The sequence below is a fragment of the Micromonospora sicca genome (assembly GCF_003172935.1).
In the GTDB taxonomy this organism is placed as follows: domain Bacteria; phylum Actinomycetota; class Actinomycetes; order Mycobacteriales; family Micromonosporaceae; genus Micromonospora; species Micromonospora sicca.
Genome location: NZ_QGKS01000317.1, coordinates 1 through 7249, shown reverse-complemented (window position 1 = coordinate 7249; position 7249 = coordinate 1). Strand labels below are relative to the sequence as shown.

9 protein-coding genes are annotated in these 7249 nt (G+C 75.8%); 3 read left to right on the top strand and 6 right to left on the bottom strand.

Going from position 1 to position 7249, the window contains the following annotated elements:
- Positions 1 to 363: 363 nt before the first annotated feature.
- Positions 364 to 546 carry a hypothetical protein gene (locus tag DKT69_RS26500; RefSeq protein WP_109804223.1) on the bottom strand — a complete coding sequence of 61 codons (183 nt, stop codon included), beginning with the start codon at positions 544 to 546 and terminating at the stop codon, positions 364 to 366.
- A gap of 273 nt (positions 547 to 819) precedes the next feature.
- On the opposite strand from DKT69_RS26500, the gene DKT69_RS26495 reads away from it, so the two are divergent.
- Positions 820 to 1179, top strand: coding sequence for a hypothetical protein (locus DKT69_RS26495; protein ID WP_109804222.1), 360 nt, complete (start codon positions 820 to 822; stop codon positions 1177 to 1179).
- A gap of 15 nt (positions 1180 to 1194) precedes the next feature.
- Here the strand turns inward: DKT69_RS26495 and DKT69_RS26490 are convergent, their stop codons facing one another.
- Positions 1195 to 1677 (bottom strand): DUF2231 domain-containing protein, encoded by a 483-nt coding sequence (locus DKT69_RS26490; RefSeq protein ID WP_109804221.1) that lies wholly within the window; start codon positions 1675 to 1677, stop codon positions 1195 to 1197.
- Positions 1678 to 1873: 196 nt separating this feature from the next.
- On the opposite strand from DKT69_RS26490, the gene DKT69_RS26485 reads away from it, so the two are divergent.
- Positions 1874 to 2302 carry a Fur family transcriptional regulator gene (locus DKT69_RS26485; protein WP_109804219.1) on the top strand — a complete coding sequence of 143 codons (429 nt, stop codon included), beginning with the start codon at positions 1874 to 1876 and terminating at the stop codon, positions 2300 to 2302.
- Between the two features lie 66 nt (positions 2303 to 2368).
- Entirely contained in the window at positions 2369 to 3223 is an 855-nt protein-coding gene (locus DKT69_RS26480) for an oxygenase MpaB family protein (RefSeq protein WP_109804218.1), read from the top strand.
- A gap of 109 nt (positions 3224 to 3332) precedes the next feature.
- Here the strand turns inward: DKT69_RS26480 and DKT69_RS26475 are convergent, their stop codons facing one another.
- The 4 genes from DKT69_RS26475 to DKT69_RS26460 form a co-directional block, all read right to left on the bottom strand.
- Complete coding sequence (locus DKT69_RS26475; RefSeq protein ID WP_109804220.1) at positions 3333 to 4163, bottom strand: RecB family exonuclease; 831 nt, start codon at positions 4161 to 4163, stop codon at positions 3333 to 3335.
- A 147-nt stretch (positions 4164 to 4310) separates the two neighbouring features.
- Positions 4311 to 4925 (bottom strand): MarC family protein, encoded by a 615-nt coding sequence (locus DKT69_RS26470; RefSeq protein ID WP_109804217.1) that lies wholly within the window; start codon positions 4923 to 4925, stop codon positions 4311 to 4313.
- 31 nt (positions 4926 to 4956) lie between these two features.
- Positions 4957 to 5823: a PHP domain-containing protein gene (locus DKT69_RS26465; protein ID WP_109804216.1), complete on the bottom strand. Its 867-nt coding sequence runs from the start codon at positions 5821 to 5823 to the stop codon at positions 4957 to 4959.
- Between the two features lie 49 nt (positions 5824 to 5872).
- Positions 5873 to 7135, bottom strand: coding sequence for a hypothetical protein (locus DKT69_RS26460; protein WP_109804215.1), 1263 nt, complete (start codon positions 7133 to 7135; stop codon positions 5873 to 5875).
- Between the last annotated feature and the right edge of the window lie 114 nt (positions 7136 to 7249).

Genomic DNA, 7249 nt, shown 5'->3' with positions numbered 1-7249 from the left:
CGCCCGGCCCGACCCAGTCGGCCGGCCCGGCCGCCGCCCGGCCCGGGTCACGCGGGGCGGGCTGCCGCTTCCCATGGCGCGGTGGGGTACCGATCCGCTTGGCCCTGCCGGCCGCCCTCGCGGTGCTCCGCCCGGGCGCCGCGGGTGGACCTGCTGGTCATACCGGCCGGCGGGGCCGTCCTCCTCGCCGCCCGGGCGCTGGTGCTCGACGTGGTGGGCGCGGAGGCGCCCGACAGTTCGTCCGCGCTCTACCTGGCCCTCCGGCCCGAGCAGGCCCAGCGCGCCGTCGGCCTGCCCGAGGGGAGCCGGTTCGCCGTGGTCGTCCGGGCTGAACCGGGACGGGTCGATCAGTGCCGGTGCGGGTCAGTCCCAGTGCGGCGGGCGCTCGGCGAGCAGCCAGTCGTCGTTGCCGCCGGACCGCTCGCCCCAGCCACGGTCGGTGTCGTCCGCGGTCTGCTCGGGCAGGACCACGAAGTCGTCGCTGAGGTCGACCGTACGGTCGTCGTCGCCGCGCGCGCCCGGCACGCCGGGGTCCTCGGTGCTCACGACCGGCAAGGATACCGCCGTCCGGCGGACGACGTGCGCGTCCGAGCGGCGGAGGGCGGCCGGCAGCGGCATCATCACCGCCGACCACGTCGCCGTCTGCGATCAGGGCCACCGCGTCGGTCGCGAGCGGGTAGCGGACGGGCATCCGCCGGCCCGGAGATCGCCGGCCGCGTCGGTCCGCGAGCGGGTAGCGGACCGGTATGTGCTCACCGGGAGGACCGCCCCGCCGCGTCGGGCGGCCGGCCTGCCGGGTCGTTGGTAGCGTCGGACGGCGTGACGACGCCGAGCGGAGCCAGCCCCGGGGACGAGTTCTGGCGGCGCCCGCCGGACCAGCCGCCGACCGACGGGACCAGCCAGCCGACCGCGGACGCGGGTGCCGGTGGACCCACGGCCGGCCCGGGCGGCGGACCGGGTGGGTACGCCGGCCCGCCACCGACCGTGCCGCCGCCGCCCGGCTGGCGACCGTCGGTGCACGTGCAGGTACCCCCGCCGCGACAACTCCCGCCGCAGGACATGGCCGGCATCGACGGCGCGGAGCAGCAGGCCCAGCGGCTCACCTACGGCATCGGCGCGGTGGCCGCCGTGGTGGTGGTCCTCCTGGTCTGCCTGCTCTGCTCCCGGGTGATCTTCTGAGCGTGCGGGCCCGGGTCAGACGATGTTGCTCCACACCATCTTGGCGCCGCTGTCCCCGGTGCGATAGACGTACACCAGCGCGAACACCGCGAGGACGGCGACCACCCCGGTGAGCACCCAGGCGAGCCACGAGGGCAACCCGCGCACCCGTTCGAGTCCGCTGGTCAGGAGCAGCAGCACCAGGGCCGCCACGGCCAGGCCGACGGTGAGCCAGAGCAGGGTGTCGCCGTACTCGGAATGCTCGCGGATCTTCTGCAGGCCCTCCGGCGGGTAGCCCCGGCCCCTGAGCACCTCCTCCAGCTCCTCGCCGGACTGGGTGGCCACGAAGGTGACGATCGGGGTCAGCACCGCGAGTACGGCCACCGCCCAGCCGAAGCGGGACCGCCAGTGGGGCAGCACCCCGTACGCGACGGAGAGCAACGCCAGCAGCGGCACCAGCGCCACGACGGCGTGGATGACCAGGACGTGACCTGGCAGACCATTGACTTCCCTGAACACCGACACCTCCGGCAAGTGGACGGGCACCGCGGGCGATCAGCCTACGACGCTGTGACGGTCGTCGCTGTTCGTCACTCCGGTACACGCGAAGGTCGGGGTCGAGGTTCACCGAAACCACTCCACCGGTCGCTGTGTCCCGGGCCACCCAGGTCCCGGCTCCCTTGTCGCCCCGGTGAGCCCGTGCTGTCATTACGTCATGTCCAGTGGTGAGGAGCTGCTCCGGTCGAGGGGCCTGCGGGTGACCCGACCCCGCCTCGCCGTGCTGGACGTGCTCGCCGCCGGCGGCCACCTGGAGGTCGACGAGATCACCCGCCGGGTCCGCGAGCGGCTGGACTCGGTCTCCACCCAGGCGGTCTACGACGTGCTCGGCGCGCTCTCCCGGGCCGGGCTGTCCCGCCGGATCGAGCCGGCCGGCAGTCCCGCCCGGTACGAGGCCCGGGTCGGGGACAACCACCACCACGTGGTGTGCCGGGGCTGCGGCGAGATCGCCGACGTCGACTGTGCGACCGGCAGCGCACCGTGCCTCGACCCGATCACCGCCCACGGCTTCGAGGTGGACGAGGCGGAAGTGACCTTCTGGGGGCTCTGCCCCACCTGCCAGGCCCGCCGCTCCGCCGACGACTGACTCGTCCGGCCCGCCGGCCGGGTGCAGGCCCGGACAGGGCGGGCCGGTACGTGGCACTCTTGGTCGGTGGACTCCGATGATCTCGGCCTCTTCGGTCCCGGATCGGTCACGTGGAAGGTGCACGAGGAGCCGATCCTGATCGTCGCCGGCCTGCGTTCGCTCTACCTGCAGGCGCTGCACCCGCGGGCGATGGCGGGGGTGGCCCAGAACAGCAGCTACCAGACCGATGCCTGGGGTCGCCTGGTCCGCACCGCCGGCTACGTGGCGACCACCATCTACGGCACCACCGCCGAGGCGGAGGCGGCCGGCCGACGGCTGCGTACGCTGCACGCCCGGCTGCGGGCCCGCGACCCGTTCACCGGCGAGGAGTTCCGGATCGACGACCCGGAATTGCTGTGCTGGGTGCACGTCACCGAGGTCGAGTCCTTCGTCAGCACGGCCCGCCGGGCCGGGCTGGCCCTGACCGACGACGAGGTCGACGGCTACTACACCGAGCAGCGCCGGGCGGCGGCCCTGGTCGGGCTGGACCCGGCGGACGTGCCCGGCACCGCCGCCGAGGTGGACGACTACTACCGGCGGATCCGCAGCGGCCTGCGGATGACGCGGGAGGCGGCCGAGACGGCCCTCTTCCTGACCGTCCCGCCGATCCCCTGGAAGCTCAACCTGCCCGTCAAGCTCGGCCTGCACCTCGGTCCGCCCAGGTGGGCGTACCTGGGGATCGCCGGCACGGCGCTGGGGCTGCTCCCGGCCTGGGCGCGCCGGCTGTACGGCGGTCTGGGGCTGCCCACCACCGCGCTCTCGGCGGACCTGAGCGTCCGGGCGCTCCGGCTCGCACTGGCGGCGCTCCCGCGGCGCTACCGGGAGGGGCCGTTGCAGCAGGCCGCCAAGGAACGCGCCGCCCGCCTCACCCCCGCCGCCTGACGCCGGGCGCCCAGGGTGCGACGCGAGTTGCCGCAACTGGGCCCGTCCGGCCGCCTGGAGAACCCTGGTTGCCGCATCCCACGTCCGCCGGTCGCCGGAGTGGGCGACGTCAGTCCTGGTCGGGGGCCCGCTCCACGGCCGCCCATGGGTCCTTGCCCGGCGTCTGGGCCCCGGTCGGGCAGGTGCGGCGGTAGTCGCACCAGCCGCAGCGCGGCCCGGGGGTGGTGGGGAAGGCCTCGTCCGGGTCGGCGCCCTCGGCGACCGCCCGCTCGGCGGCCAAGATGTCCCGGGCCGTCTCCTCGGCCCGGGTGACCTGGCGGGCCAGCGACTCGGCAGTGTGGTCGTGCGCGGCGACCGTGCCGGTGGGCAGGTGGTGCAGCTCGACCCGGCGGCAGGGCCGGCGGAACACCCGCTCGGCCGCGTACGCGTAGAGGGCGAGGGCCTGCGAGCCGCGGGCGTCGTCGCCGTCCAGGCCGGTGCGGCCGGTCTTGTAGTCGACGATGACCAGCTCCGGGCCGTCCGCGCCGGGTCGGGAGTCGATCCGGTCGGCGCGGCCGTTGAAGGCCAGCACCCCGGTCTTGACCGCCACCACCCGCTCCACGCCGATCGGCTCGTCCCCGGGATCCAGGCCGGCGACGTAGGACTCCAGCCAGGCCAGCGCCCGGCGGTAGGCGTCCCGCTCCTGCTCGTCGTCGCGGTAGCCCTCCCGCACCCAGGTGCCGCGGAGCAGGGTGGCCAGGGCCTCCGGCCGGCGCCGCTCCGGGGCGAGCGCGTACCAGTTCTTCAGGGCGGTGTGCACGCTGGCGCCGAGCGAGTTGTGCGCCCACGGCGGACCCTTCGGCGGCGCCGGACGGTCGACATAGGAGTAGCGGTAGCGGCGCGGGCAGTCGGCGTACGCCCCGAGCTTGCTGGGGGTGCAGACGAAGAGCCGCTCCGGCATGCCCTCGAAGCCGAGCTGCTCGGCCTGCTCGGCGCGGGGTCGGGGGGCCCGGCCGCCGGTGCCCGGTCGTCCGGTCGGGGAGGGTCGTCGCACGCCTGAGATCCTGCCACCCCGGTACGACACCCGGGCGGGCGGCGGGCCCGGCGGTCAGCTCATGGTGAGGTACTGGGTCACGAAGGCGGCGATCGCGTCGGCGATGAGCTGCACCGCGATGGCGGCCAGCAGCAGGCCGGCGATCCGGGTCAGCACCTCGATCCCGCCCGGCCGGAGGATCTTGACGATCACGCCGGAGAAGCGCAGCACGACCCAGACCGCCACCATGACCGCGACGATCGCGGCGGCTATCGCGGTGTAGTCGCCCAGGGCGCCGGCCCGCTGGACGAAGAGCATGGTGGCGACGATGGCACCCGGCCCCGCCAGCAGCGGGGTGCCCAGCGGCACCAGGGCGATGTTGGAGGTCACCTGCTGGCTCGGGTCGTCCGCCTTGCCGGTGAGCAGCTCCAGGGCGACCAGGATCAGCAGCAGCCCGCCGGCGGCCTGCAACGCCGGCAGGTCGACGTGCAGGTAGGCCAGGAGCGTCTGCCCGGCCACCGCGAAGATTACGATCACCCCGAGCGCCAGCGCCACGGCCTGCCAGGCCGCGCGGTTCCGGTCCCGGGCGGGCAGCGGCCCGGTCAGCGCGAGGAAGATCGGCATCATGCCCGGCGGGTCGACGATCACCAACAGGGTCACGAAGACCTCGCCGAAGAGCTTGAGATCCACCCGGACACGGTAGCCGCGGCGTCCAGGCGGTTCAGCCTGAAGCGACCGGGGTCACCCCGCTGGCCGTGGCGACGATCCGCTCGTACGCCCCGGGGTCGGTGGTGTGCCCGCCGAGCCGGACCGTCTTGTGTGTGCCGTGGAAGTCCGACGACCCGGTGACCAGCAGCCCCAGCTCGACGGCGAGCCCCCGGACGTGGGCGCGCTCGGCCGGCGAGTGGTCCTCGTGGTCGGCCTCCAGGCCGGCCAGCCCGGCCGCCGCCAGCGCCACGATCAGCTCGTCCGGCACGATCCGCCCGCGGCGGGTGGCCCGGGGGTGGGCGAAGACCGGTACCCCGCCGGCCGCCCGGACCAGCGCCACCGCCCGGAAGACGTCGATGTCCTCCTTGGGCAGTCGGTACCGCTCCCCCAGCCAGTCCGGCCCGAACGCCTCGGAGGTGGTCGCCACCAGCCCGGCCCGGATCAGCGCCTGGGCGATGTGCGGCCGGCCGACCGTCCCACCGGCCGCTCCGGCCAGGATCTCCCGCCAGCTCACCTCGATGCCGTCGGCCTGCAGCAGCCGTACGATCCGCTCACCGCGCACCTCCCGCGCCAGCCGCACCCGGGCCAGCTCGGCGACGAGCTCCGGCTCGGTCGGATCGAAGAGGTACGCGAGCAGGTGCAGCGGGATCGCCGGCTCGACGCCGAACCAGCGGCAGGAGAGTTCCGCGCCGCGAATCAGGGTGAGCCCCGGCGGCAGCGCGCGTACCGCGGCCTCCCAGCCGGCGGTGGTGTCGTGGTCGGTGAGGGCCACGACGTCGAGCCCGGTGTCGGCGGCAGCCCGGACCAGCTCGGCGGGGCTGAGCGTGCCGTCGCTGGCGGTGGAGTGGGTGTGCAGGTCGATCCTGGGCGCCGCGGTCATCCGCCGACGCTACCGGTCCCGGCCGGCCCCCGCCGGGCGCCCCGGAGGGTCAGGAGGCGGTGTCGCTGACCAGGACGGGCCGTTCGCCGGGGGCGACGCCGCCGACCGACGCCGCGCCGGGGCGCTCGCCGGCCAGCACCCGCTCGACCCGTACCCGGACGAGCCCGCCGGCGCCGTCGACGTGCAGCGCGGTCCCGGTCGGCGTCCAGGCCACCACATCGGTCACCGCCGGCCCGGCGGACCGGGCCGACACCGTCGAGCCGAGCGTGTCCAGGTCGACCAGGAGCGCATCCTTCCCGGCCCCGTTCACCAGCAGCCACCGCCCGTCGGCCGACACCCCGCCCCGGCCGTCGGTGCCCAGCTCCGGACCGCAGCCGGTGCGTACCGGAGCCAGGCCGCGGGCCGGATCGAGCAGGGCCAGGCAGGGCCGTCGGGGCGTACCGGCGGAGACCTGGCCGACCACCCGGCCGTCGGGCAGCACGCCGTAGACGTTCAGCAAGCTCCGCTCGGCGGCGGCCGGCAGCGCGCCGGCCAACCGGCGCCAGACGGTGAAGCCGCCCTGCCCGGGCTGCCGGACCAGGACCGCGTCACCGACGAAGCCGACCGGCACCGCGCCGTCCGGGGCCGGCGTGCGGGTGGTCGCGAAGAGTTGGTCGCCGACCAGGGCGGCGGCGAGCAGTTCCCGGCCGTCGCGCCAGGCGAGCTGCCGTCCGTCCGGGGCCAGCGCGATCGCGTCCGCGCCGGCCAGCAGCACCTGCGGCGCGCTGCCGTTGGGCGGCACCCACCAGAGGGTACGACCGGCGGCGGTGGCCACCGAGGTGACCAGCCAGCCGCCGTGGTCGGCGACCCGCTGCGCCCGGTCCACCGGGCCCACATCGGTCAGCTCACGCCGCTCGCCACCGCTGCCCTCGAGCCAGGACCCGATGATCAGGTCCAGCTCGGCCCGGACCGGCCCCTTCGGCGACGGCGTGGACGGTGACGCGGTCGGCGGCGGCGCCGGGGTGCGCGGATCGCCGAGCACCACGATCGGGCTGCCCTGGTGGCCGGGCCGGTCGCCGAACTGGGCCGTGCCGGTGGTGACCAGCACCGTGGCCGCCCCGGCCAGGGCGAGACCGGCCAGCGCGCGTCGGCGTACCGTCCGGTTCGCCCGGCGGATGGCCAGCGCGGCCGGGTCGGCGGCGAGCGGGCCCGGCGCGGCGACCCGACGGGCGAACGTCTCCCGCAGCGCCCGCTCCAGCTCGTCCTGCGTCACGGCGAATGGACGCTCCGGACCCTCGGTCTGGTTGTCGCAGGGGTTCGGTGTCCGGCTCATCGGGTCTCCACCGGGACGGTGGCGGGCCGCACGGCGGCCGGACGGCCGGCCAGGGCGGCCGGCCGGACCGCGGGCGGGAGCGGGGCCGCCGCGCGGGCCGGCGCCGTCGTGGGG